Genomic DNA, 24209 nt, shown 5'->3' with positions numbered 1-24209 from the left:
GTAGATTCAGTCCAGCCGCGCACCGATGCGCAGGGCCACGTCGCAGGTCCAGCGGGTCAGGCGCTCGCTGTTCTGCCGGGCGCGAATGGCCGGGGCCATCAGGCTGATTGCGCCATGCAGGCGGTTGCGGCTGTCGAGCACCGGGGCACTGACGCCCCAGATGCCGTCGTCGATTTCACCGAGGCTGATGGCATAGCCCTGGTCACGGATCTGCACGAAGCTCTGGCGGTAACTGTCCAGTGCTTCGGCTTCCAGGCCCTGCTCTTCAAGAATCGCCAGGCTGCGCGCCGGCTCCATGTGCGCCAACAACACCCGCGCCGACGCGCCGACCCGCAGCGGTTGCGCCAGGCCCTTCTGGTAACAGCAGCGCAGTGGCTGCGGGCTGTCGATCAGTTCGATGCAAATGGCCTGGCCGTTGCTCGGCACCATCAGTGCCACGCTTTCCTGGCTGAGTTCGGCCAGGCGCTTGAGCTCGGGCTTGGCCAGCGACACCAGCAGTGCTTCGCGGTCGAACTTCTTCGCCAGTTGCAGGCAGGCCGGGCCCGGCAGGTAGCGACCATGGCCGTTGTCTTCGGCCAGGCCCCAACGCAGCAGGGTCTTCAGGTGCCGATAGGTGCTGCTCAGGGGCTGGTCCAGTTGCAGGCTCAGCTCCTTGGCCGACACGGCCTCGTTGGCCTGGCCGAGGGCGACGAGGATCTGCAGCAGGCGATCGGTGGGCGTGGTGTAGGTCATATGTGCTCCTTGGCGCCATGGTGCACAGTCTTTCTCAATAGGTGAAACTCGATTCCCATTGAGTGGGAAATATCCTACTTATAGCCCCTTGGCCGCCCACTGCAGGCAGCGTGTTTGCAAAAAGCCCTGCAACGCCTTGACCCGCTCGGTCACCTGCGCCCGGTGCGGGCACATCAGGTACACCGGGGCGTGCTCGCCCTGCCAGTCGCCGAACAAGCGCTGCAAACGCCCGGCCGCGACGTCCGCGGCCACGTCCAGCCAGGCCTTGTAGACCACGCCATGCCCGGCCAGGGCCCAGCGCCGGGCCACTTCACCGTCATCGCAGCGGTATTCGCCGTGCACCCGCACTTCGTTCACTTCACTGCCACGCGCAAAGCGCCACAGGTCATAGGGCCGGCCGTTGCGCTGGTAGATCACGCACTGATGGTCAGCCAGCTCCTGGGGCATAGAGGGCGTGCCGTGGCGCGCCAGGTACTCGGGGCTGGCGCAGGCCACGCGGTGGTGATCGAGCAGAATCGGCAAGGCGACCATGTCGGAATCGGCCGGCACGCCAAAACGCAGGGCGACGTCGACCGGTTCGCGGTACAGGTCGCTGGCCTGGTCGTTGAGCAGCAGTTGCAGCTGTACCCGCGGGTATTCGCGCTTGAACGCATCGAGCCAGGCCAGCAGCACGCTGCGGCCAAAGTCAGAGGGCGCCGCCAGTTGCAGCAGGCCGCCCATTTCCAGCGCCTGCTCGCGCAGGGCCTGCTCGCCTTCGGCCAGCGCGCCCAGGGCCAGGCGCACGCTGTCGAGGTAGCGCCGGCCTTCGTCGGTCAGCCGTTGCTGGCGGGTCGAACGGGCAAACAGGCGTACCTGCAGGCGCGTTTCCAGGCGCTTGAGCGCAAGGCTGGCGGCTGCCGGAGTGATATCGAGGCTACGCGCGGCGGCAGACAGGCTGCCCTCGTCGGCCACCCGCACGAACAGTTCCAGGTCGAAAAGCGTGCTCATCAGTCCTGCCCGAACACCGGGCGCAAGAACGAGCGCTCATAGCTGAGGATGCAACGGGTGTCCTGGGCGTACTGGAAGGCGGCCAGGCACTCGGGGTCGTTCATCGAGTCCTGGCGGTAGCGTTCGTACGCGGCAAGGTTTGGAAAGGTGAACATCGCCATGGCGATATTGTTGGCACCTTCCGAAGGCAGGAAGTAGCCGTGGTGCTGGCCGCCGAAGCGCTCCACCAGCGGGATCCAGAGTTTGCCGTAGTGTTCGAACTCGGCGAGTTTGTAAGGGTCGAGGACGTAGCGCAGGTAGCAGGTGATCATCGGTGGCTCTCGCTGAAGTTGCTCGGCAGCCGAGAATGCACGATTCCAGCGCTGCCCGCATCAGTCTTGAGGGCCGCCAATCTCATCCATGAAACCTTGCACAAACAGCTCAAGCCGCCGATGCCGCTCGGCCGCCAGACGTGCGCCCTCCCCGGTTTGAAAGCCCGAGGCCAGTTTCAGCAATTTGGTGTGAAAGTGCTCGAGGCTGAACTGGTGGTCCAGGTAGTCGCGGCCTGCCGCGCTGGGATTAGTGAAATCGTACAGGGCCGAGCCCATGCGCCCACCGACGTAGAAGCAGCGAGCCACACCGACCATACCGATGGCGTCCAGACGGTCACTGTCCTGAAGGATTTTTGCCTCGAGGGTTTCCGGCGCCAGGCCGGCTGAAAAACTGTGCGTAGCGACGGCATGAGCGACAGCGCTGATGCGCTCGCCGGGCCAGCCAAGATCGGCGAGTATCCGGGCAGCTTTTTCCGCAGACAGGGTCGAGGCCTGGGCGCGCAGCGGCGAGTTCTTTTCGACCGCGACGCAATCGTGCAGCAGCGTGGCGGCCAGCAGGATGGACAGATCGCCGCCCTCCCGGGCCTGAATCCGCCGGGCATTGCTCCAGACCCGGTGGATATGCGTCAGGTCGTGAGAGCCATCGCCGTTGTCCGCCGGCAGGTGCGGCAACAGCAGGTCCGCAAGGGCTTGGCAGGGATGGAAAGGTTGGGTAGTCATCAGCATTGGGTCTGTATACCAAAATCTGTGGGAGCGGGACTTGCCCGCGATCGAGCGCGAAGCGGTCGTAACCCGGGCAACACGATTCACCCGCGAAGAGCCGCCGCGCGGCCATAGATCAGCAACTCGCCACCGGTGGCGATCACCAGGCTCAAACCGGTATAGGAAAACCCGAAGGCACGCACTTCGGTCTCGATTGCCAGGGTATGAAACCTGGCGGGCCGGTTGTAGCGCGCGCCATGCAGCCAGGAACCCGGCTCGACCAGCAGCAGGTGCTGCTCGGGCCAGGCCAGGGTGATGTTCTCCACCACCCAGCCATCGCTGGTGCTGATCGGCAGGCCGCCGCCCTGGATGCCCGACATGCGGATCACCCGCTCGTTGAGCGGGCCGATGCCGCGGGTTTCCAGATAATGGTCGCTGCCCAGGTTGTCGGTGCGGTCGCGGGCGATTTTCTCGCCGCTGCGACAGTCGATCACACTGCGGCCTGAACTCGAAGCCACCAGCAGCCGCTCGCTGTCACGGTCGAAGCCGATTTCCAGCAGGCCGGCGACGGTGAACTGGCCAGTCAACCGCCACGGCGCAGGTGCGGGTGCAACCGCTTGTTGGCGGATGACCTGGCGCAACGGGTCGAGGTGTCTGCTGCTGGTCATGGTGCCTTCCAGTGCGGATGCGTCAGCCGATACACCCGCACCGGCCGCTCGTGAAACTGCACAGTATCGAAGGCATTGAAGCCGGCTTTTTGCGCCACGCGCAAGGAGGCGATGTTGGCCGCTTCAATAATTGCAATCACTGCCGCCAGCCGCTGCTCGCTGAACGCGTGCTCAAGCACGCCGCGCACCGCTTCGCTGGCCAGTCCCTGACCCCAATAGCGTGTAGCCAGACGATAGCCCAGGCTGGCCTGCTCTACCCCTTCGACCTGCTCCGGGCTGACGCCGCAAAAACCGACCAGCTCGCCGTTGGCCTTGTCGACCAGCGCCCATTGGCCCATGCCGTAGCTGGCGTAGCACTGCACGCACCAGTCGATAAAAGCCCCGGTCATCTGTTCGTCGCAGACACCGCGCACCGAGAATTTCATCACCTCAGGGTCGCTGAGAATGGCGGTCAGGGCGGGCAGGTCTTGACGCGAGAGTTCGCGCACGAGCAGGCGTGGGGTTTCAAACAGCGGCATGAAGTGCTTCCTTGGGTCATGCAGGCGCGACGATGCGCCGTCGCCCCTACAATCCCTGTCGCCAGCCGCCGGGTCAACCCTCCCGCGAAATCGGCACCCCCGCGCTGGCTTTCGGCCCGGCCACGGCCCAGGCAATCAGGCCCAGCACGGGTACAAAGACGATAAACACGATCCACAACATCTTGCGATCCGCCCGGCTCTTGCTGCCGATGATGCGTTTGATGGCCCAGAGTTCGACCAGGGTGAGCAATACGGCAAGGGTGATCCAGATATGACCGTTTTCCATGGGTAGCCTCCAGAGGGGTTCTGAAGGTTAGGTGTGCGCAGCCAGCCGGGGTTCATTCTGATTGCCATTGCGGGCCGGGCAATATCTGGCATCATCGCCTCAACCTGCCAGTTCGCGGAGCCGCGCCTTGCCCACCCCACGCCAGTTCAGCAAGAAATCCAGCACCAGTAACATGCTCAACCTCAAGCACCCCGAGGCTGCCTCGACCCCGGCGTACCAGGTGGGCTTTTTGCTGCTGGAGAACTTCTCCATGGCCAGCTTTACCGTGGCCATGGATGTACTGGTGACGGCCAACCTGCTCAAGAGCAACCTGTTCTTGAGCACGCCGTTTTCCCTGGGCAGCGAGCGGGTCACCAGTGACCTGGGCCTGGAGGTTTATGCAGCGCACCTGGACCGCGCAGCGCTGGACAACCTCGACATGCTGATTGTTTGCGGCGGCCTGCGTACCCCACTCAAGTACCCGCAGCTGGACAAGCTGCTGAGCGATGCTGCCGCCCACCAACTGGCCCTCGGCGGGCTGTGGAACGGCGCCTGGTTTCTCGGCCGTGCCGGGGTGCTGGAGGGCTACAACTGCACCATCCACCCCGAACAACGGGCAAGCCTGGCCGAGCGCAGCCCGCAGTGCACCATCACCCCGGCAAGCTTTGTGCTCGACCGCGAACGCCTGACCGCCGCCAGCCCCAACGGCGCGCTAGAGATGATGCTGGCGCTGCTCAAGCTGCAACATGGCGAAGCGCTTGCCGAGGGCGTCGAGGAGATCCTGGCGTTTTCCAGCGCGCGCTTTCGCCGGGTCGACAGCAGCCAGAAGAAAACCATGAGCGCGCCACTGCGCACCATCGTCGAGCTGATGGAAAGCAACCTTGAAGAAACCCTCAGCCTCGATCAACTGGCGGCCTACAGCGGCCGTTCGCGCCGGCAGATCGACCGCCTGTTCCAGGCGCAACTGGGCACCTCGCCAAGCCGCTATTACATGGAACTGCGCATCACCAAAAGCCGGCGTCTGTTGCAGTATTCCGACCTGCCGCTGATGGACGTGGCGATTGCCTGTGGTTTTGTCTCGGTCTCGCACTTCAGCAAGTGCTACTGCGCCTACTTCGGCTACCCGCCTTCACGCGAGCAACGGCTGGGCGAGTAAGCGCGGCGGTTGCCGTTGAGGCTCAAACCGCCCTCCACCACCAGCACCAGCACCGCCAGCCAGATCGCAATATAGGTCGGCCACTGCGCCGGGGCGATGCTGTCGCCCAGCAGCACTGCGGCGACCACCAGCAGCACCGGCTCGACATAAATCAGCAGGCCAAACAGGGTCAGGTTCAGCCGTGGTGCCGACAGCGCCTGCAGGCCCAGGGCTGCGGCGCTGATCGCGCCGAGGCCGAGCACCAGCCAGGGCAAGCTTGAGGCTGCCCCGGCAAGGCCGAGCACTACCCCGCCCTTGAGCACGAAATACAGGCTCACCGGCAGGCTCAGGCTCATGTCGAACCACAACCCGCCCATGTTGTTGGTGTCGGTCACCCGGCGCAGCCAGAAGTACAGCGGATAGCCCAGCGACACCACCAGCACCGGCCAGGAAATCGCCTTGGCGATGGCGATCTGGTTAATGATGCCCAGCGCCGCCAAGGCACAGGCCAGCAGTTGCAGGCGGCTGATCGAATCCTTGAACGCCAGGCGGCCGACAATCACCATCACCAGCGGCATCAGGAAGTAGCCCAGCGACACGTCCAGGCCATAGCCGTTGATCGGTGCCCACATGAACAGCCACAACTGCGCGCCGAGCAACACCGCCGAAACCAGGCGAATCGCCCAGAACCAGCGCTCTTCGAACAGGCGCAGGAATATCCGCCGCACCTGCGGCCAGTGCCCGCTGGCGATCACCATCAGGGTCAGGCACGGCACGGTCAGAAGGATCCGCCAGCCATAGATTTCGGCGCCGTCCAGGGGCGCGAGCAGGCTGGTGTAGGCGTACATCACCGCGAACAGCACCGAGGCGAGAACATTGAGCACGACGCCCAACGTGGAGTTATGCGCGGTCATTGCAAATTCCTTAATGAGGACCAGCAGAGGGTGATAATTTATTCCGCAGCCACTGATAAGTGCCCTCGTTTTCACCCCTCAAGATGAGAAATTTTTGCATGGACCTGGATGAATTCGACCTTGCCCTGCTTGCCGCCCTGCAGCGCGATAACAGCCAGCCCCTGCGTGAGCTGGCCGAGCAGGTGCACTTGTCTAGCGCCTCGGTGCAGCGGCGGATCCAGCGCTTGAAAAAGACCGGGGTAATCCAGGCCAATGCCGCGGTGATCAACCCGGACAAAGTCGGCCAGGTGATTACCCTGATGGTCGAGGTGCACGCCGACCGCACCCAGTCGGCGGACCTGGAAGTCATGAAGCGTGCGTTCTCGGGACCTGAAATTCAGCAGTGCTACTACGTCACCGGCGACGCCGACTTTTTGCTGGTGCTGACGGTAGCGAGCATGACCGTGTTCCAGGACATCGCCCAGCGACTGTTTCATGACAACCCGAACGTGAAGTGGTTTCGTACCATCGTGGTGCTGGATCGAGTCAAGACGACCTTGCAGGTGCCGCTGTAAGATCTGCGCCTGCCTGCACTGCCCATGTGGGAGCAATTGTCTTAAGCAGCTTGCAAGTATTGGGGCAGCCAGGCTGTTTGAGCTGATCCATTTGATGATGAGGCGCTGCCGGCGCCTTCCGCCCTTACGGCGGGTCACTTTTGCTTGGCGGCAAAAGTAACCAAAAACGCCCTGTCCCTTCATCGGCCCTGCGCTGCGCTGCGGGTTCCCTCCTTCCACCCTTGCTCCCGTGGGGGCGCGCCGAAGGGCCGTCCCTGGCCCTGCGGCGCTCGCCGGCCATCCATGGCCGTCGCCCCACTACGCAAGGGTTCCACTCGGCCTTCTGCAAGGGACGATCGGTGGCGTCTGCAATTACATACATCTAGAAGCAGAGCGCTTTTTTGCTTTCGCTACTCGTGCATCGCCGGTCCATTCGCCGACAAGGCGCAAAGGTGAAGTGTGAGCAGCATCGCCAATGGATCAGCTCGCGCCTCTAAAGGCCTACGCTACCTGTGGGAGCGGCCGTGCGGCGACCCGACTTGCCCCGCGATGGGGTCAGTTCAGCCTCCCCATCAGGTGGCGTCTGGATTGCGACCGCTTCGCGCTCGATCGCGGGTCCAGCCCGCTCCCACAGCGTTGCGCTGCATTCAAATCCACTATGGCTGCGGCAACGCCTTGAGCGCTGTGGCCAACGCCTCGGCACTGGCATATTCCTTCTGCCCCGCCACAACCCCCTGCTCCAACTGAATCCACAGCACCTGGCCTTCAGCGCCCGGATAACGCGCAACCACCTTGCCGTCGCGGTCCAGCAGCACCCGGTAGTTGTAGTCACGCATGGCCGGGATGGCGAACAGTTTGCTGATCAGTGCCGGCATGCGCTGGATGTCGGCGACGAACACCGCATCGCGTGCTTGCAGGTAGCCCTTGGGCTGCTCACCGACGGCGGCCTGGACCAGCTTGGCACCGTCCATGTTGCGCGCCACCAGCAGCACGCGGGTCTGCGCGTTGAGGCTGTAGGGCTGGTCGTGCTGGTCAAGCAAGGTAAAGGGCGCCAGGCGTTCGCCGACTTCGGCGGCGCCAGCCAGCAGCGGCATCAGGCTAAGTAGCAGGGCAATGGCGTATTTCACAGGTGACCTCATTGTCAGTGCAGGACTGCTGATCCTAGCGTGGATGCGAGGGCTACAGTACCCTTTGCGCTCATTTCAAGGAGGACCCCGCGTGCCAAGGATGCTGACATTGTTGCTCTGCTGTGCCCTGTTCCCGACCACCGCCTGGTCGGCGCTGAGCCTTGGCGAGTTCACGCTGGGCATGCCGCGCGCGCAGGTCGTGGAGGTAATGGAGCGGCATTTCACCCGGGTCTGGCTGATCAACGGCGTGCACTACAACGTGCCCCGTCAGTACTACCAGGCTGTCGACCCGGTACCGGGCATCGAACCCTACAAACTCGGCGGTGTCGAGGTCAGCCGCATCGAAGCGGCCTTCGACAAGGATGACCGCCTGCGCCAGGTTTCGCTGTCACTGGAGACCACCGACGGCGAACGCGCCATGCAACTGGTGCCATTGATGCGCCAGGCCAAAGAAGCGCCGCACAGCAGTGGCCGCCACGACCTGCTGCTCGAAGACGGTGAACTGACCTACTGGACCAGCGCGTTCTGGGAGTGGACGGTAATCAACATCGCCGACAAGCCCACTTCGCTGGAGAACATCCCGGCACGGGCGCGCAGCGACGAGAATCAGCGCGCCAAGGCGGCCAAGCGCTGATCGCGGCCTTACCCCTCGCCATTGCTGGCACCGATCACCCCTGCCCGCTCCCGGCGCGGCAAGCGGCCATTGAGCACGGCATAAGCGCCCAGGCCGATCACCAGCCCCCAGAACGCCCCGCCGATACCGAGCAAACTGATATTGGCGGCCGCAGCCAGAAAGGTGATCAACGACGCTTCGCGGGTTTTCGCATCGGCCATGGCATTGGCCAGGCTGCTGCCAATGGTGCCCAGCAGCGCAAGCCCCGCCAGGGTGCTGATGAAAGTGGCCGGGAAGGCCATGAACAGCGCGGCCAGGGTTACCCCGAAGACGCCGACAAGAATGTAGAACACGCCCGCCGCCACCCCGGCGATCCAGCGCTTGGCAGGTTCTTCGTGGGCTTCCTTGCCGGTGCAGATCGCCGCGGTGATCGCGGCGATGTTGAAGGCGTGGGAGCCGAACGGCGCCATCAACAACGAGCCCAGCCCGGTAACGGCGACAATAGGGTTGGCACTGGCCTTGAAGCCGTCATTGCGCAGCACCAGCATGCCGGGCATGTACTGTCCGGTCAGGGTAATCAGGAACAGCGGCAGGGCCACGCTGAGCATGGCATTGAATGAAAACGCCGGCGCGGTGAAGACCGGCGTCGCCAGTTGCAAGCGCAGCCCTGACAGCTCGACCTGCCCGCGCATCAGCAAAAAGCCCAGCCCCAACAGCAGGATGCCGACCACTGCATAGCGCGCACTGAAGCGCTTGAAGAGCAGATAGGCCACGATCAGCAGCGCGGCCAGCAACGGGTCGACGCTGAGCCCGGCAAAGGCACCGATGCCGAACTGCAGCAGGATCCCGGCCAGCAGCCCCGCCGCAATGCCCGGCGGGATCAGGCGGATGAGCTTGTCGAAACAGCCCGATAAGCCCAGCAGCACAAACGCGGCTGCCGAGATCAGGTAGGCGCCCACCGCTTCGGCGTAGGGCGTACTGGCCAGGGCCACCACCAGGAAGGCGGCGGCCGGTGTCGACCAGGCGGTGATGATCGGCTGGCGGCTGAGCCAACTGAGCAACAGCCCGGTAACCCCCACGCCGATGGATACCGACCATACCCAGGAAGCCGTGAGGGCCGGGCTCAAACCAGCGACCTTGGCCGCTTGGAAAACCAGGATGAAGGTTCCGCCATAATTGACGATAACCGAGATGAGACCGGCAATGAGCGGGGGCATGAGGTCGCCGGGGCGTAGTGCTGAAGTAGACATGGCGGCAGGGTTCCTTGCGAAGAGGCAGTGACGAGCGACCGAGTGTACGAATAGACTGGCCTGCCCGTTCAGGCCAGTTTCTTCACTTGCGGCAGACCACATGGCAACCACGTTCGAGCTTGAAACCCTGAAGATGCGCGTCAATGACGCCGAGTTCGCAGCGCTGGACCTGCACCAGCGCATCCAGCGTGCGCTGCGCGCGCTGATCCTTGAAGGGGCGCTGTCCGCTGGCGTCAAGCTGCCGGCCAGCCGTGCCCTGGCCAAATCGCTGGGCGTCGCCCGCGACACCGTCGAGAACGCCTACGTGCAGCTGCAGCGCGACGGCTATATCGTCCGCCGCGCAGGCTCGGGCAGTTATGTGCCGGACAACCTCGGCGCGCAACTGCGTGGCAGCGGGCAACGGCGCATCAAGGCCGGGGCGCAAAAACGCAGTGATCTCGAGCCCGGCCAGGGCTTGAGCCTGCGCGGACGGGCACTGTTCGACAACGGCGGCGTCAGCGACCAGCAGGTGATCAAGGCCTTTGCCACCGGCCTACCAGAAACCCGCTCGTTCCCCCTTGCAGTCTGGGAACGCCTGCAGCGCCAGGCCGTGAAGGACCATCGCGGCAACGTCCTGCTGCACGGCGACCCGCAGGGCAGCGAAGCCCTGCGCAAGGCCATCGCCACCTACCTGAACCTCGAACGTGGCGCCAAGGTGATGCCCGAGCAGGTACTGGTGCTCAGCAGCACCCGCCAGGCGCTGTTCCTGTGCGCACAAATGCTGGTGGATGCCGGCAAGCCGATCCTGCTGGAAAACCCCGGTTACTTCGGCGCGAAGAAGGCCTTTGAAGCGGCGCAGGCGCGGATCGTGCCGATCGACGTCGACGCCCACGGCATCCGCACCGACCTGCTGCGTGCCGACCAAAGCGGCGCCAGTTGCGTCTACGTCACGCCGTCGCACCAGTACCCCACAGGCGCGACCCTGAGCCTTGCGCGACGCCTGGAGCTGATCGACTGGGCGGCGCAGAACGGCAAGTGGATCATCGAGGACGACTACGACAGCGAGTTCCACTACGACGGCCTGCCTACTGCCTGCGTGCAGGGCCTGGACAGCCAGCAGCGCACCCTCTACATCGGCACCTTCAGCAAGACCCTCTACCCCGGCCTGCGCATCGGCTACATGGTCTTGCCGCCGGAGCTGGTAGCGCCCTTCAGCGCGGCGCGCAGCATCATCGACGGGCACACCCCGCAGGTGCTGCAACTGACCCTGGCGCGCTTCATGGACGACGGCCACTACAACGCCCACATCCGCGCCATGCGCAAACTCTACGCCGGGCGCCGGGCCTGCCTGCTTGATGCGATTGGCAAGCACCTGGCGGGCGTCGTCACCGCCATGCGCCCACCGGGCGGCCTGCAGATCCCCTGTTTGCTCGAGCCAGGCTGGACAGAGCAACACACCATTAATCTGGCCACCCGCGCCGGCGTGCAACTGCCCGGGCTCAGCCGTTTGTATGCCGGTGAACATAAACAGCAGGGCTGGCTGCTGGGCTATTCATCGCTGACAGCCAGTGAAATCGAAACCGCAATCCGGCAACTGGCCAAGGCCCTCTGCAGGAGCGGGCTGGACCCGCGATGAGGCCAGCGCCACCCGAACATCTTCACCCCGCTTGCCCGTCACGCTCCTTGAGCAGTTGCTGGATGACTTGCTCCTGGGTGTCGTAGGCGCCTTCGCCAAAGTGCACATAGCGCACCTGGCCGCTGCCATCAACGATGTAGTGCGCCGGCCAGAACTGGTTGCCGAAGGCGTTCCAGATCGCATAGTCGTTGTCGATGGCCACCGGGTAGTCGATATCCAGCTTGGCCACTTGCTCGCGCACATTGTCGACCACTCGCTCCTCGGGGTATTCCGGCGTATGCACGCCGATCACCACCAGGCCCTGGTCGGCGTAACGCTTGGCCCAGGTGTTGACGTGCGGCAGGCTGCGCCGGCAATTGATGCACTCGTAGGTCCAGAAGTCCACCAGCACCACCTTGCCCTTGAGCGCTGCGCGGTCCAGTGGTGGCGAGTTGAGCCACTGCACGGCGCCGGCCAGTTCCGGCATCGGCCCCAGTGTCTCAAGGCTTGCCGGCGTGCCGGCGAACAGGCGATTGCCCAGGCCCGCCAGCGCCAGCAGCACGGCCAGCAGTGCGGCGATGCCCAGGGCCCGACGGCGATTTGTGTTGAAATTGATGTTCATGGACGAACCTCCCTGATCGATGGCTTAACCGCCTTCATGGCAGTCACTGGCAAATTTCTGGTACTGCAGGCGGTGTTCCTTGCCCTGGGAATCAAGGTAGTCCATCTGAGCGTTGACCACGCCGCAGCCCATGCTGCTGTCCTCGTGCAAGGCCAGGACCTTGTGCACATCCAGTTGCTGGCCGTAACGATATTGCTGTACCACCACCGCTTCGCTAGCCTGGGCGGCAACGGTGCCGAGGCTGAACAGGGTCAACAGGCTGGCAGTGGCAAGGGTCTTGAGGTTCATGGCGGTACTCCCGAGTCAGTTTGCACAGAGGTGGCGGCTGCCACCCGTTGCTGGCTATTTCAGGCCCGCCAGGTATCGCCAATGTGTCCGGATCGGCCCGCTTTGCCTCGCCAGGTATCTATGGCCGCAGCAGATACACTGCAATACAAAGCCCGGCAGGCAAGCCCTGCCGGGCTCTGTACACTTGCCGCCACCACCACAGCGGGAGCCGGACGATGGAGCATGTCGATCACATCCTGGTCGTCGACGACGATCGAGAGATCAGGGAGCTGGTAGGCAACTACCTGAAAAAGAACGGGCTGCGCACCACCATCGTCGCCGATGGCCGGCAGATGCGCGCCTTTCTCGAGTCCAATGTGGTCGACCTGATCGTGCTCGACATCATGATGCCCGGTGACGATGGCCTGCTGCTGTGCCGCGAGCTGCGCGCCGGCAAGCACAAGGCCACGCCGGTACTGATGCTGACCGCCCGCAACGATGAAACCGACCGCATCATCGGCCTGGAAATGGGCGCCGACGACTACCTGAGCAAGCCGTTCTCGGCCCGCGAGCTGCTGGCGCGGATCAACGCCGTGCTGCGCCGCACGCGCATGCTGCCGCCAAACCTGAGCATCAGCGAAAGCAGCCGCCTGCTCGGTTTCGGCCACTGGCGCCTGGACACCACCGCGCGCCACCTACTCGACGCCAACGCCACCCTGGTGGCCCTGAGCGGCGCCGAGTACCGGCTGCTGCGGGTGTTCCTCGACCATCCGCAACGGGTGCTCAGCCGCGAGCAACTGCTCAACCTGACCCAGGGCCGCGAGGCGGACATCTTCGACCGCTCCATCGACCTCTTGGTCAGCCGCCTGCGCCAGCGCCTGCAGGATGACGCCCGCGAGCCGGCCTATATCAAGACGGTGCGCAGCGAAGGCTACGTGTTCGCCTTGCCCGTGCAGCGGGTCGAGGCCTGAACATGGGCAGCCTGCTGCGTTGGCCGCGCACCCTCGCCTCGCGCCTGGCGCTGATCTTCTTCACCGGCCTGGTGTTGGCCTACGGTTTGTCGTTCAGCTTCCAGTTCTACGAGCGCTACCAGAGCTCGCGCTCGATGATGCTCAGTAACCTCGAGCAGGACGTCGCTACCTCGGTGGCCATTCTCGACCGCCTGCCGGCCGCCGAACGCGCCGCCTGGCTGCCGCGCCTGGAGCGGCGCACCTATCGCTACCGCCTGGATGCCGGCGAACCCGGCCAGCGGCTGAGCATGGATGACTCGCCCATGGCCGCACTGTCCATCGGCAAGGCCCTGGGCGGCCAGTACGCCCTGGACTACCAGAGCATCCCCGGGCCCACGCCGCACTTCCAGGTGCGCCTGCGCCTGGCCGACGGCGCACCGTTGAGCGTCGACGTCACCCCGGCGCCGGTGCCGATGTCGAGCTGGCTGCCGGTGGTGCTGCTGATCCAGCTGGCGCTGCTGTTGCTGTGCACCTGGCTGGCGGTGAAAACCGCGATCCGCCCGCTGACCCGCCTGGCCGAAGCGGTCGACCAGCTCGACCCCAATGCCCCGGGGCCGCAACTGGACGAAAGCGGCCCGCGAGAAGTGGTGTATGCCGCAGTGGCCTTCAATACCTTGCAGGCACGTATCGGCGCCTACCTGAAAGAGCGCATGCAACTGCTGGCGGCGATCTCCCATGACCTGCAAACGCCGATCACGCGGATGAAGCTGCGGGTCGAGGCCATGGACAGCAGCAGTGATCGCGACAAGCTCTGGAGCGACCTGGAGGCCATGGAACACCTGGTGCGTGAAGGCGTCGCCTACGCCCGCAGCATCGATGGCAACAGCGAGGCACCGTGCCGGGTCAACCTCGATGCCTTGCTCGACAGCCTGGTGTTCGACTACCAGGACAGCGGCCAGCAGGTCGAGCTGCACGACAAGACCGGCGCGCTGCTCGAAACCCGCCCGCAAGCCTTGCGCCGGGTGCTGGTGAACCTGATCGACAACGCCCTGAAGTTTGCCGGCGCGGCGCAGCTCGAGGTGCGCAGCGGCGCCAACAACGGCACGCTGATTCGCGTGCTCGACCAGGGCCCGGGGATACCCGCCGAAGAGCTCGACGCGGTGCTGCAACCGTTCTACCGGGTAGAGAACTCGCGCAACCGCAGCACCGGCGGTACCGGTCTGGGCCTGGCCATCGCCGCGCAGCTGACCCAGGCCATCGGCGGCCGCCTGACCTTGAGCAACCGCGACGGCGGCGGCCTTTGCGCGCAGATCGAGCTGCCCTGAGGCAAGCTCAGCCTTGATCACCTGCAGCGACGCTGCAACGACCCGGCGCCAGCACCGCAGTGATGCTGGCGAATGGAATGCAGCGGCATTCGTCATCGCAGGCGAAGTACAGCTGCAACTGGTGGGTGCACCAGTCGATGCTGCGCACCACGCCTGACTGGGTTTCCATCACCCCGTACTCGGCGGCAAAACAGCCATACAGCACCACAGTGTCTCCAGGTTGATACAGGCGAAGGCGCTCTTTGTTGTTCTCGTCCATGTCGGTATGGCTCCAGCCTTTGAACCGGCATCATCACCAACCGCAAGGCAGCGCGCTACTGGTAAAAATGTCAGGTGACCAACAGCACGGCACCGCTCACACGGTTTTCTCGCGGGCCACCAGGGTCACCCAGTAGCGGCTGCGCGCCTGTACCGCTACCGGCAGGCTGGCCGCCAGCAGAGCCAGCACCCGATCGGTGTCATCCAGGCGAAACGAGCCGGTGACGCGCAGCGTTTCCAGCGCCGGCTGCCAGTGCAGCCAGCCCGGTCGGTAACGCGACAGCTCACGCAAAAACTGCGCCAGCGGCTGGTTGTTGACACTCAGAACGCCATCGCACCAGTCCGGCTGGTGGGGGTCGAAACGGTCCATGGCGCCACTGCCGTCGGCGGTGATAGTCAGCTGATCGCCGACCTGCAAGGCCAGCGCCGGGCCCTGGCGCGGCTGCACCTGCACTGCGCCCTGGAGCACGGCGATGCGACACTGCTCGGCGTCGCGCCGCAGGCACACCTGGGCCTGGCCGACGCTCACCCGGGCCATGCCTAGGTCAACGTGCAGCGCCTGGGCGCGGCTGACGCTCAGGGCGATTTCGCCTTCGACCAGGGTCAGGCGCTGGTGAGCAAGGTCAAGGTTGACGGCGGTTGCCGTGTTCAACTGCAACAAGCTGCCATCGGCCAGACGCACGCCACGGCGCTCGCCCACAGCGGTGCGCAGGTCGGCGCGCAGGGCCTGCAGCGGCACCTGCTGGCTGAACAGCCAGCCGGCGGGCAACACCAGCGCCAAAGCCAGGCCACGCTTGAGCAGGGTTCGACGGTTGGCTTCGGGACGGTCGAGGCTGGCCATGGCCAGGGTTGGCGGCACATCCTGGAAACGCTGGCGCAAGCCCTCGGCGCGCTGCCAGATCTGCTCGTGCTGGGCATTGGCCGCGCGCCAGTGCTGCAGACGCTGCAAATCCTCGGCACTGGCCTGCCCGGAATCGAGCAAGGCCAGCCAGTGCGCGGCCGTGCGCGCCAGTTGCCGGGCTTCGCGGCTGAAGGTGCGGCTCATAGTTCAACCAGCAGGCAATGCTCATAAGCCTGGGCCATGTAGCGTTTGACCGTACGTTCACTGACCGCCAGGCGCTCGGCGATCTGTGCGTAATTCAGGCCTTCAAGCTGCGACCAGAGAAACGCCCGACGCACCGCCGCCGGCAAACCGTCGAGCAGTTCGTCTAGGGCCTGCAGGGTTTCCAGCAGCAACCAACGCTGCTCTGGCGAAGGCATCAGCGCCTCGGGCAGGCTGGCCAGAGCCTCGAGGTAGGCACGCTCCAGGCTGCGGCGCTTGTGGAAGTTGACCAGCAAACGCTTGCCGACGGTCAGCAGATAGGCCCGTGGCTCGCGTAACTCGCTCAGCACCTGGGGGCTTGCCAGCACGCGCAGGAAAGTATCCTGGCTGAGATCGGCGGCATCCCAGCGGTTGCCCAGGCGCTGGTACAGCCAGCGCTCCAGCCAACTGCGATGCTCTCGGTAGAGGCCCTGCAGGGTCTGCTCGGTGGGGCCCGCCGCTTCGCTCATGTCAACGCACCTGGATGGATTAGACTCAAATGAGATTGATTCTAATTAATACCCTGATGCAAACCAAGCGCTATTACATGGCTTTTATCATCTGCCAGCGTTGCCGCACCTCGCGCACGGTGCCGGCCGACACCCCGCGCAGCTCGCGTGGATAGTCCACCTGCGGGTTTTCCTCGAAGCGCGTGGCACAGAACTGGCCGTTGCTGGCACGCAGGATGTAGCCGCTGTCCTGGCAGTCTGCCGAGGCCAGGTACAACACCCCGGGCACAACCCACTCGGGCTTGAGGTCTTCGGGCTCGCCCTGCTGACCCCACATGCGCGTGCGCGCCACCGGCGAAATCGCGTTGACGGCAATCCCGTGCTCGGCGCCCTCGGCGGCCAGGGCGTTCATGATCCCCAGTTGCGCCATCTTGCCGGCGGCGTAGGCACCCAGGCCGGTTTGCGCATGGCGCAGGTACATGGCCCGGTCCGAGGTCGTGAGCACGATACGCCCGCTGCCAGACGCCTTGAGCGCCGGCCAGGCGTGCTTGCTCAACCACAGCGGCGCGTGGACGTTGATGGCCAGGGCGCGCTCGATGAATTCGCTGCTGCAGTCTTCGATGTTCTGGTAACCGACCCAGCCGGCGTTATGGATCAGCGCATCGAGGCCGCCGAAGGTGTCGAGCACCTTGCTGATCAACTGTCGGCACGCTTGCTCATCGCCAAGGTCGGCGCTGTGACCAATCACCTGGTGGCCTTCGTTGCGCAACAGTTCGGCGGCGCCCTCGGCAATCGAAGCATCGTGGCCACAACCTTCGCGGTCGGTGCCAAGGTCGCTGATTACCACCTGCGCACCGGTTTGTGCCAGGGCGCGGGCATAGGCCAGGCCCAGGCCACGGGCGCCGCCGGTGATGAGTACGGTTCTGAATGGGGTCACAAGCAGTCTCCTGATGGCCGTTCAGCCTAGCCAGTCAGCGCTGCAAAGTTGAATACTATCGAACAGGGTCGCCGATATCCGTGGGATATCGGCGGCTCCCGGGCACTACTCGCTGCGGCGCGCCAGGCCGGAGACGATGGCAACCATCAGCAAGCTGATACCCCAGCCAACCAGAATTTCGAACCAGATCAGCAGGCGCACGAAATGCTTCCAGCCAAATGATATGAACTCGTCCCAATACCCTTGCTTGGGTGTCGGCACCAGCGGCGCCCAGTCCGACTCCTGCTGCAGGTCGACCAGGGGCATCAGCACATCCAGGGAATAGGCCAGCGGGCTGAAGCCGGTGTATTCCTCACGCAGGGTTTGGCACAGGTACCAGTTGCCATTGCCATAATAGGTGGGCGGCGTCTCCAGCCCCGGATTGGCCTGCCGCCAGGCGTCGCCCCGGTCTGGTCGACAATCGAAGTAGGCGTCATGCTGGAACACCAGCGGGTTGCTCGGGCCGAACACACGTTGTTGCGAAGCAGCGTACCAATAGAAGCCAGCGCAGATTAACCAGATCGCCAGAAACCAGACCAGTAGTTGCATCGGGCGGTAGCCGAAACCGGTGAGTCGACCGTAGAGCCAGTGCAAGCCTCTGGCCGTGCTTGTGTATATCGGATGTGTCCATTTCCACCAGTTCTGTGGCGGCTGACCAATATGGCCGATGTCGCGCAGTTTCCGTTCAAATGCGACCCCCACTTCACGGGCCTCGGCGGTATGCCCCATGTTCTCGAACACGTGTTGCAGATGGCGCCAGGGTTGGGGGCGAAAGTCATCGCCAGGACTCGCAGGATGGCCTACCAGCGACAGTGCGGGGACCTGCTTGCCCAGCCACGCGACCCTGAACGCAGCGTTGACTGGTGCACTCGCCGCCAGGGACTGGTAGTCCAGGCCGTTGAGCACGATGTTGTCGCCCCAGGTGTCTTCGTCGTCGTCCAGCTCACCAACTCTTGCACCGGCGAACGTGGCGTTACTCAATGGATGATCCAGCGCCCTGAGAATCAACGGCCCCTCCAGATGCATTCCTTCCAGATCCAGTGACACCTTTTTCTCGTCGGCAAACCGGGCTCTGCTGCAATCGAAGCTGCCGGCTAGCCTGGCACCGTCGAAACTCACCGCTTTGTGCGCATGGAAACCATCACCTAGCCTGACCTGCCCCTTCACCTCCACCCTTGCCGCGGCCAGAGAGATATCTTCGTCGCCCTCCAATTCAGCTTTCCCACACATCAGGCCACCGTCGATCTGAGCCCCCATGAGACGAAACGCCCCCGTTGCCTTGAACCCCCGGTGAAGAAAAAGATCTCCTTGAAGAACCATGCCGTCAGCCGACAGCGCATCGCTACCCTGCCCATCGATCACACCGCCGTTAAAATTCAGCTGCCCATCGATCCGGGCCCGAACCAGACGTACCTCGCCCAGCGCGTGGAAACCCTTGCTGAAAAACACGCCTCCCGCAACACCAACACCATCGGCAAACAAGGCTACATTTTGTTGCCCTTCTATACGTCCCTCACAAACTAGTTGCCCATCAATACGGGCCCCTAATAGACGAATCTCACCTATGGCAGCAAAATCGCCTTTCATGTCCAGGTCCTGCCTGAGTTTCAAACCTTCAGCATCCAGAGCCGATTCGCCCATGCCGTTGAGGCTGGCGTCTTCAAGATTCAACTGGCCGTCGATCCGGGCGTTCTGACAACAAACCGATCCCTTTGCCGTGAAAGCGCTGTTCAAACAAACATTGCCTTTCACCCAGGCTTCGTTGAAGAACAGTGACTTCTCGCCCTTGCCGTCAAACATCGAATTACTGCAATCGAGTACCCCTTCGACTTTCATACCCAGGCAGACAACTACCCCCTTTGCCTTAAACTCATCTGAAAGGCGGACTGACGAATCAACCTGCGCATGGGCGAACAGTAGCGCGATAGCCCCTTTTCCATTGAGACGCGCCCCTCGGCCATTCACTTCACCTGATATACGGGCTTCCTGGAACGACACCATGCCCAAGCCAATCAGATCCGTCATCACCAGCGAACCTGCAATTTCGACGCGTGAAGCGAACAACGCAGCCTGTTTGCGCCCATTCAACCTGGCCCTGACCAAGTACAGGCTTCCACCCACTTGGGCATCGCGTAAGTTCATTGGACCGAAACAACGATACTCACTTAGATTCACCGCTCCCCGAACATCCAGCCGTTCAGCCTCGAGGCCCGGGCTTGAGCAGCCAGACATGACCAGTGAGCCGCAAACCTTTGAATCGGTAAAGTTAGGTGAATCACTGAACATACAGTCGCTCAGGGTCATCGAACGAGGTACTGCCGAGCTGCGCAAGTCCAACGTTCCGACGATGTAAGCCCCGGCCAGTTGCACACCACACTCATGAACCGGGGCAGAACGATCACCGCCTAGCAGCAAAAAACGCAGAAAATCGGCTCGAATGCTGTTTTCGAACGTTGCCTGGGTCGGCCGCGATGAACCGAATCGAGCTAGCGTTCCGTGTTTGCAGTGCGCCTGCAAATGACTTTCCGCCGCCGTCAATGGCGTGAAATCGCTGCGCGACCTCCCTGTTGCGTTCATGGACTGTCCTCTGGCTCGGGCAAATCGGCAGATACTAGAGCGCATACAAAGTGCCATCAATCTGAGACGGCGATTTTTCGGTCATAATCAGGCTGCTTTTCTGATCCAAGGACGCCCCCCGTGATCGAAACCCGCCTGCTGCGCCAGTTCATCGCCGTGGCCGAGGAGTTGCACTTTCACCGCGCCGCCGAGCGCCTGCACATGGCCCAGCCGCCGCTGAGCCAGGCCATCGCCCGGCTTGAGCAGCGCCTGGGCTTTGCCCTGTTTACCCGACACTCCCGAGGCGTGGCGCTGACGGCCGCCGGCGCGAGCTTTGTGCATACCGCGCGGGCGACTCTGGCAGCCCTGGAGCACGGCATCGTCCAGGCACGCCACGTCGCCGAAGGCATCGCCGGCCAACTGCGTATCGGCAGCCTGGCGCTGGCGGGCTATCCGCTGCTGCTCAAGGCGCTCAAGCAGTTTCGCAGCGACTGGCCCAAGGTACAGCTGGAGCTGCAACAGGGGTCGTCGGCGCAGTTGGTCGAACAGTTGCTCGATGATCAACTGGATATTGCCGTGGTCCGCCAGTTGCCACTGATGAGCGAACGCCTGAGCAGCCGTTTGTTGCTGGAAGAAGAAATCTTGCTGGCACTGCCGAGTGAACATCCGCGCGCTGGCGAAGCGGCTGTCAGCCTGGCGGATTTTGCCGATGAAGATTTTGTCTTCACCCCACAAGCCCTGGGCGCAGGCTATCACCAGCAACTGCTCGACCTGTGCCAAAGCGCGGGTTTTTACCCGCGCATCAGCCAGCAGGCGGCGCAACTGCAAACGCTGATCAACCTGGTCGGTTGCGGCTTCGGCATCGCCCTGGTGCCGGCCGCAGCCGCCCAGGCCAATGCCCAGCCAGGGCTACGCTTTTGCCGCTTGCGCGAGGCCAGCCCGCGCCTGGGGCTGTACCTGATGTGGCGCAGCGACGATCCCTCGCCGCTGCCGGGGCGCTTTATCGCGTTGACTGAAAACGCGGGCACTGACCTTCGAGCCGATAACGCAGGGTAACCAGCTGGCCACTGGAGTCCTCGAAGGTCATCAGCATCGGCGCCGCTTCGCAGCCGCGGGCCATGGGCGTCTGTTCGATCAGACGGGCGACATCCACAGATTTGCCGTAGGTAAAGTCCTGGATAGTGGGGGCAGTCTTGCCGGTTCTTGCTGCATAGGCCTGCACTGCCTGCTCATGGGCAACCAGACGCGCATCCTTTACCTCTGGTGCCGAAGCCTGCGCGCTTTGGCCGGCCAGCAGAACCACTGCGGCCATTACCAAACCTTGCATGCGCTTCATTGGCGGATACCTCGAATGAAGTGAAATGACAACAGGAACAACGGTTTCGAGCTTACGCCGCTAATGGCATTCCAGCTACAAAGTGATACCGAGGGCCTGACGCAATTGCTCGCTGCGGCTGTCAGACGCGGCGCTGACCAGGGCGTAGTTGTAGTCACCTCGCGACCAGTAGCGGGCCTGCAACTGGCCGTCGGTGCGCTCACCACTGGGCATGCGCACGTAGTGCTCACCCGGCGAGCGCAAGAACAGGCTGACCCGCTGACCCTGGGCGTCCTCGAACAGCAGCAGCGCCGCCGGCCCCTGCTCGTTGCTCAGCAGCCGCGCGCCCACCGGGGTGAAGCCGTAGGCCGAAAGGTCCGGCAGGTTGCCGACATGGGCAAAGTGCTGGCCCAGCCAGGCCTGCAGGCGCGCCGGGTCCTGGGCGCTGAGGTCGAGGTCCTTGGCGTCGGCGAACAACCGATGGGCCTGCACGGCATCAGCCATCGGCGGGTTACTGGCCAGCAGAATCGCCTCGCGCCCTTGCCAGCCGCCCAGGCCGCCGATGCCCAGGGTAACCAGCAGCACCGCAGCACTGGCCCAGCGCCGCTGGCGCCGACGGCGCAGCTCACGGCGTACGTTGGCCGGGTCCAGGCGCGGGTTGGGCGCCTGCCCGGCAAAGCCGGACAGCGCCGCGCGCAACTGGCGGGCATCGTTGCGCCAGGCTTCGACCCGCGCCGCCTGTTCGGGGTTGGCCGCCAGGTACAGCTCCACCGCCCGGCGCCGCTCGCTGTCCAGGCGCTCGTCAACATAGGCGTGTAATTCGTGATCAGACGGGATCAAGCTCATTTCAACCTCCGCAGCGCCGCGGGCGGGGTGTTGCCCTCGGCCAGTTCGCGCATGGCCGCACGGGCGCGCGACAAGCGTGACATCACCGTGCCAATCGGCACATCCAGGGCCAGCGCGGCCTCCTTGTAACTCAGGCCTTCGACGCTGACCAACAACAATAAGGCGCGCTGCTCGGTGGGCAACTGCGCAAACGCCGCCAGGCCCGACTGGGCAACAACGATGTCTTCGGTGTTGCTGCCCGCCTCCTCGCCACGGCCGAACCAGGCCAGCCAGCGCGCCTGGCGGCGTTCGCGGCGTTTGCCGTCGATAAACTGCCGGTACAGGATCGAGAACAACCAGGCGCGCAAGCTGCCCTCTTGCCGCTGTTGCCCGCGGCGGCTCAAGGCGCGCTCGACGGTGGCCTGGACCAGGTCATCGGCGCTGCTGGCCTCGCGCGTCAGCCACAGGGCGAAGCGGCGCAGGCGCTGAAGCATTTCGCGCAATTGCTCGTCGTCTAGTTCGTTCATTGCCGCAGTCTTGGCCTGTAGGCGATCAGTGTACGAGGCAGACGCTGGCGGTGAAGAATTATTCCCGGGCGTTGGAATAAATTTCTGCGACCGGCGTCGTACCGGCTCATTCACTGACCCGGATCACCGCCATGAGCACTCCGTTACACGGCCGCCCCCGCGCTCTGCGCCTGGCTGCCATTGGCCTCGGGCTGGCGGCCCTGGCCGCTGGCTTTGCCTACACCGCAGGCTGGATCGGCGCCGAACGCCTGAGCCCCAAGCGCTTTATCGACACCTTCGAAGACCAGGCCGGGCACTATCCCGGCTACCGTAAGAATCACGCCAAGGGCCTGTGCGTCAGCGGCTACTTCCAGAGCAGCGGCGCGGCGGCCAAGCTGTCCACCGCGCGGGCATTCAGCCAGGCCCGGGTGCCGGTGATCGGCCGCTTCGCCATCGGCGGCGCCAACCCCCACAGCGCCGATGCCAGCGTGCCGACCCGTAGCCTGGCGTTGCAACTGAGCAGCGACGATGGCCAACTGTGGCGAACCGGCATGAATACCCCGCCGGTGTTGGCGGTAGGCACGCCCGAAGCCTTCTACCAGCAGGTACTGGCCATGACCCCGGACCCGGCCACCGGCAAACCGGACCCAGCGCGCCTGCAGGCGTTTTTCGCCGCTTATCCGGAAAGCGCCGCCTTTCGCCAATGGGCCAAGGACTACAAAGCTTCGGACAGTTTCGCCAACTCAAGCTACAACAGCATCAATGCCTTTGCCCTGATCGACGCCGCTGGTAAGGCCCGCTTCGTGCGTTGGAGCCTGCTGCCGCAAACGCCGTTCGCCGCATTGCCGGCCCAGGTCGATGATCGCGACTACCTGCAACACGACCTGCGCCAGCGCCTGGGCCAGGGCCCGCTGCGCTGGACCTTGCAACTGACCCTGGCCGAAGCCGGCGATGCCGTCGATGACCCCAGCCAGCCCTGGCCCGCGCAACGGCCCACGGTGAACGCCGGCACCCTGGTGATCGACCAGGTCGATGCCGCGGAGCAAGGCGCCTGTCGCGACCTGAACTTCGACCCGCTGATTCTGCCGAGCGGCATCCGGCCGTCCGCAGACCCGATCCTCGCAGCCCGCTCGGCGGCCTACTCGGAATCCTTCAACCGTCGCGCCCGTGAAGCCGCGCAGCTGGGAGCCCGCCCATGAAACCTGTTGCCTTCCACCCCCTGGCCCGCGCCGTGCACTGGCTGATGGCCGTGCTGATCCTGGCCATGCTGTTTGTGGGCGTGAGCATGGTCAGCGACCTGTCGCCGCGCCATACCTGGTTGATCAGCCTGCACAAGGCCATTGGCCTTGCGCTGTTGCTGCTGGTGATTGTGCGCATCGGCCTGCGCCTGAGCCTGCCGCACCCGCCGCTGCCCGCCGACGTGCCAGCACCGCAGCGCTGGGCGGCCAAGGCTTCGCACCTGTTGTTGTACGGGTTGATGCTGGCGATGCCGCTGCTGGGCTGGGGCATGCAGTCTGCCGGTGGCTACCCGCTGCCGTTGCAACTGCCGGCGCTGCTGCCCCACGACCTGCAGCTGTATGCCCTGCTGCGCCAGGCCCACGCTTGGCTGGCCTATGTGCTGTTTGCCACCGTGCTGGTGCACCTGGGCGCAGCGCTGGTGCACGGGCTGATCCGACGTGATGGCGTGCTGCGCAGCATGTGGCCGGGGCCGTTAGCCAAGGATTAATATC

Annotated in this window: 29 protein-coding genes; 9 read left to right on the top strand and 20 right to left on the bottom strand. The window is 64.2% G+C overall.

Going from position 1 to position 24209, the window contains the following annotated elements; all coding sequences use genetic code 11:
* Nucleotides 1-6: 6 nt before the first annotated feature.
* The 7 genes from BLR26_RS13785 to BLR26_RS13755 all read right to left on the bottom strand — a co-directional run bounded on the left by BLR26_RS13785 (nt 7) and on the right by BLR26_RS13755 (nt 4204).
* Nucleotides 7-732, bottom strand: a complete 726-nt coding sequence (locus BLR26_RS13785; protein WP_038995818.1) for an IclR family transcriptional regulator — start codon at nt 730-732, stop codon at nt 7-9.
* Nucleotides 733-810: 78 nt separating this feature from the next.
* The gene (locus BLR26_RS13780; protein WP_093381393.1) at nt 811-1719 is read right to left on the bottom strand and encodes a LysR family transcriptional regulator; all 909 of its coding nucleotides are present in this window, start codon (nt 1717-1719) and stop codon (nt 811-813) included.
* Nucleotides 1719-2030: an NIPSNAP family protein gene (locus BLR26_RS13775; RefSeq protein ID WP_093381391.1), complete on the bottom strand. Its 312-nt coding sequence runs from the start codon at nt 2028-2030 to the stop codon at nt 1719-1721. The genes BLR26_RS13780 and BLR26_RS13775 overlap by 1 nt, the downstream gene beginning before the upstream one ends.
* Before the next feature lie 60 nt (nt 2031-2090).
* Entirely contained in the window at nt 2091-2750 is a 660-nt protein-coding gene (locus tag BLR26_RS13770; RefSeq protein ID WP_045195652.1) for an HD domain-containing protein, read from the bottom strand.
* An 86-nt stretch (nt 2751-2836) separates the two neighbouring features.
* The gene (locus BLR26_RS13765) at nt 2837-3400 is read right to left on the bottom strand and encodes a hypothetical protein (RefSeq protein WP_093381389.1); all 564 of its coding nucleotides are present in this window, start codon (nt 3398-3400) and stop codon (nt 2837-2839) included.
* Nucleotides 3397-3918: a GNAT family N-acetyltransferase gene (locus tag BLR26_RS13760; RefSeq protein ID WP_093381387.1), complete on the bottom strand. Its 522-nt coding sequence runs from the start codon at nt 3916-3918 to the stop codon at nt 3397-3399. The genes BLR26_RS13765 and BLR26_RS13760 overlap by 4 nt, the downstream gene beginning before the upstream one ends.
* Nucleotides 3919-3991: 73 nt before the next feature.
* Complete coding sequence (locus BLR26_RS13755; RefSeq protein ID WP_038995826.1) at nt 3992-4204, bottom strand: PLD nuclease N-terminal domain-containing protein; 213 nt, start codon at nt 4202-4204, stop codon at nt 3992-3994.
* Between the two features lie 127 nt (nt 4205-4331).
* Here BLR26_RS13755 and BLR26_RS13750 point away from each other — a divergent pair, with 127 nt between their 5' ends.
* Nucleotides 4332-5339: a GlxA family transcriptional regulator gene (locus BLR26_RS13750; RefSeq protein WP_093381385.1), complete on the top strand. Its 1008-nt coding sequence runs from the start codon at nt 4332-4334 to the stop codon at nt 5337-5339.
* Here the strand turns inward: BLR26_RS13750 and rarD are convergent.
* The gene (rarD, locus tag BLR26_RS13745) at nt 5303-6232 is read right to left on the bottom strand and encodes an EamA family transporter RarD (RefSeq protein WP_093381383.1); all 930 of its coding nucleotides are present in this window, start codon (nt 6230-6232) and stop codon (nt 5303-5305) included. The two genes, BLR26_RS13750 and rarD, sit on opposite strands and share 37 nt — an antisense overlap.
* 98 nt (nt 6233-6330) lie before the next feature.
* Here rarD and BLR26_RS13740 point away from each other — a divergent pair, with 98 nt between their 5' ends.
* Entirely contained in the window at nt 6331-6786 is a 456-nt protein-coding gene (locus BLR26_RS13740; RefSeq protein ID WP_045194217.1) for an Lrp/AsnC family transcriptional regulator, read from the top strand.
* Between the two features lie 635 nt (nt 6787-7421).
* Here BLR26_RS13740 and BLR26_RS13735 read toward each other — a convergent pair.
* Nucleotides 7422-7892, bottom strand: a complete 471-nt coding sequence (locus BLR26_RS13735) for an FAD/FMN-containing dehydrogenase (protein ID WP_093381381.1) — start codon at nt 7890-7892, stop codon at nt 7422-7424.
* Between the two features lie 100 nt (nt 7893-7992).
* On the opposite strand from BLR26_RS13735, the gene BLR26_RS13730 reads away from it, so the two are divergent.
* Nucleotides 7993-8526, top strand: coding sequence for a hypothetical protein (locus tag BLR26_RS13730; RefSeq protein WP_093381379.1), 534 nt, complete (start codon nt 7993-7995; stop codon nt 8524-8526).
* Nucleotides 8527-8534: 8 nt separating this feature from the next.
* On the opposite strand, the gene BLR26_RS13725 is transcribed toward BLR26_RS13730, so the two are convergent.
* Nucleotides 8535-9755 carry a benzoate/H(+) symporter BenE family transporter gene (locus tag BLR26_RS13725; protein ID WP_093381377.1) on the bottom strand — a complete coding sequence of 407 codons (1221 nt, stop codon included), beginning with the start codon at nt 9753-9755 and terminating at the stop codon, nt 8535-8537.
* Between the two features lie 100 nt (nt 9756-9855).
* Between BLR26_RS13725 and BLR26_RS13720 the strand changes: the two genes are divergently transcribed.
* Complete coding sequence (locus BLR26_RS13720; protein WP_093381375.1) at nt 9856-11370, top strand: MocR-like pyridoxine biosynthesis transcription factor PdxR; 1515 nt, start codon at nt 9856-9858, stop codon at nt 11368-11370.
* Between the two features lie 22 nt (nt 11371-11392).
* On the opposite strand, the gene BLR26_RS13715 is transcribed toward BLR26_RS13720, so the two are convergent.
* Nucleotides 11393-11971 carry a thioredoxin family protein gene (locus tag BLR26_RS13715; RefSeq protein WP_093381373.1) on the bottom strand — a complete coding sequence of 193 codons (579 nt, stop codon included), beginning with the start codon at nt 11969-11971 and terminating at the stop codon, nt 11393-11395.
* Nucleotides 11972-11995: 24 nt separating this feature from the next.
* Nucleotides 11996-12259 carry a DUF2790 domain-containing protein gene (locus tag BLR26_RS13710; protein ID WP_093381371.1) on the bottom strand — a complete coding sequence of 88 codons (264 nt, stop codon included), beginning with the start codon at nt 12257-12259 and terminating at the stop codon, nt 11996-11998.
* A 215-nt stretch (nt 12260-12474) separates the two neighbouring features.
* Between BLR26_RS13710 and BLR26_RS13705 the strand changes: the two genes are divergently transcribed.
* Entirely contained in the window at nt 12475-13209 is a 735-nt protein-coding gene (locus BLR26_RS13705) for a response regulator (RefSeq protein WP_093381369.1), read from the top strand.
* A gap of 14 nt (nt 13210-13223) precedes the next feature.
* Nucleotides 13224-14513, top strand: a complete 1290-nt coding sequence (locus BLR26_RS13700; RefSeq protein WP_093387472.1) for a sensor histidine kinase — start codon at nt 13224-13226, stop codon at nt 14511-14513.
* A 7-nt stretch (nt 14514-14520) separates the two neighbouring features.
* Here BLR26_RS13700 and BLR26_RS13695 read toward each other — a convergent pair whose 3' ends face one another.
* The 5 genes from BLR26_RS13695 to BLR26_RS27490 form a co-directional block, all read right to left on the bottom strand.
* Nucleotides 14521-14772: a hypothetical protein gene (locus BLR26_RS13695; protein WP_093381367.1), complete on the bottom strand. Its 252-nt coding sequence runs from the start codon at nt 14770-14772 to the stop codon at nt 14521-14523.
* Nucleotides 14773-14868: 96 nt separating this feature from the next.
* Nucleotides 14869-15816: a FecR domain-containing protein gene (locus BLR26_RS13690; protein WP_093381365.1), complete on the bottom strand. Its 948-nt coding sequence runs from the start codon at nt 15814-15816 to the stop codon at nt 14869-14871.
* Nucleotides 15813-16322 (bottom strand): sigma-70 family RNA polymerase sigma factor, encoded by a 510-nt coding sequence (locus BLR26_RS13685; RefSeq protein WP_045194228.1) that lies wholly within the window; start codon nt 16320-16322, stop codon nt 15813-15815. The genes BLR26_RS13690 and BLR26_RS13685 overlap by 4 nt, the downstream gene beginning before the upstream one ends.
* A 73-nt stretch (nt 16323-16395) precedes the next feature.
* A complete protein-coding gene (locus BLR26_RS13680) occupies nt 16396-17238 on the bottom strand; it encodes an SDR family NAD(P)-dependent oxidoreductase (RefSeq protein ID WP_256326719.1) in 843 nt (280 codons plus the stop codon).
* Between the two features lie 105 nt (nt 17239-17343).
* Nucleotides 17344-19854, bottom strand: a complete 2511-nt coding sequence (locus BLR26_RS27490) for a hypothetical protein (RefSeq protein ID WP_256326718.1) — start codon at nt 19852-19854, stop codon at nt 17344-17346.
* Nucleotides 19855-19974: 120 nt separating this feature from the next.
* On the opposite strand from BLR26_RS27490, the gene BLR26_RS13670 reads away from it, so the two are divergent.
* Entirely contained in the window at nt 19975-20889 is a 915-nt protein-coding gene (locus tag BLR26_RS13670) for a LysR substrate-binding domain-containing protein (RefSeq protein ID WP_093381361.1), read from the top strand.
* On the opposite strand, the gene BLR26_RS13665 is transcribed toward BLR26_RS13670, so the two are convergent.
* From BLR26_RS13665 to BLR26_RS13655, 3 genes are all read right to left on the bottom strand, one after another.
* On the bottom strand, nt 20834-21169 hold the full coding sequence (locus BLR26_RS13665) for a DUF2790 domain-containing protein (protein ID WP_093381359.1): 336 nt from the start codon (nt 21167-21169) through the stop codon (nt 20834-20836). The two genes, BLR26_RS13670 and BLR26_RS13665, sit on opposite strands and share 56 nt — an antisense overlap.
* 75 nt (nt 21170-21244) lie before the next feature.
* The gene (locus tag BLR26_RS13660) at nt 21245-21994 is read right to left on the bottom strand and encodes an anti-sigma factor family protein (RefSeq protein WP_093381357.1); all 750 of its coding nucleotides are present in this window, start codon (nt 21992-21994) and stop codon (nt 21245-21247) included.
* On the bottom strand, nt 21991-22500 hold the full coding sequence (locus BLR26_RS13655) for a sigma-70 family RNA polymerase sigma factor (protein ID WP_093381355.1): 510 nt from the start codon (nt 22498-22500) through the stop codon (nt 21991-21993). The genes BLR26_RS13660 and BLR26_RS13655 overlap by 4 nt, the downstream gene beginning before the upstream one ends.
* Before the next feature lie 131 nt (nt 22501-22631).
* Here BLR26_RS13655 and BLR26_RS13650 point away from each other — a divergent pair, with 131 nt between their 5' ends.
* Both BLR26_RS13650 and BLR26_RS13645 read left to right on the top strand, forming a co-directional pair.
* Complete coding sequence (locus BLR26_RS13650) at nt 22632-23678, top strand: catalase family peroxidase (protein ID WP_093381353.1); 1047 nt, start codon at nt 22632-22634, stop codon at nt 23676-23678.
* Nucleotides 23675-24205 carry a cytochrome b gene (locus tag BLR26_RS13645; RefSeq protein WP_093381351.1) on the top strand — a complete coding sequence of 177 codons (531 nt, stop codon included), beginning with the start codon at nt 23675-23677 and terminating at the stop codon, nt 24203-24205. The genes BLR26_RS13650 and BLR26_RS13645 overlap by 4 nt, the downstream gene beginning before the upstream one ends.
* Nucleotides 24206-24209: the final 4 nt, after the last annotated feature.

Origin of the sequence: Pseudomonas sp. UC 17F4 (assembly GCF_900101695.1) — a bacterium.
Taxonomy (GTDB): domain Bacteria; phylum Pseudomonadota; class Gammaproteobacteria; order Pseudomonadales; family Pseudomonadaceae; genus Aquipseudomonas.
The sequence above is the reverse complement of the archived record's forward strand: the minus strand, read 5'-3'. Positions and strand labels throughout refer to the sequence as shown.